This window comes from Winogradskyella sp. ABM4_392 (assembly GCF_056160445.1).
The window spans coordinates 1-224 of the sequence record NZ_JBSWXE010000034.1; the positions used below are offsets into that span (position 1 = coordinate 1).

The window sequence follows — 224 nt, forward strand, 5'->3', positions numbered from 1 at the left end:
CCGGTTAATAAGGTCAGTGGGGTGCCATTGGCGTCTACAAACGTATCAGCTATCGCTACTCCATCTAAGGTCACATTTCCAGTGTTCGTTACCGTAATTGTATATTCTACCGTGTCGCCTAAACTTGCCCCTACTGGTGCAACGTCATTCGTGATTGCTACGGTCTTAACCGCCTCGATACTTGGAGCTTCTGCGATGGTGGTTTCTGTTGGATCATCTTCAGT

Annotated in this window: 1 protein-coding gene; it reads right to left on the reverse strand. The window is 47.8% G+C overall.

Going from position 1 to position 224, the window contains the following annotated elements:
• On the reverse strand, positions 1-224 hold a 224-nt coding region (locus ACXAFS_RS15360; protein ID WP_475308065.1), incomplete at both ends, for a DUF7507 domain-containing protein.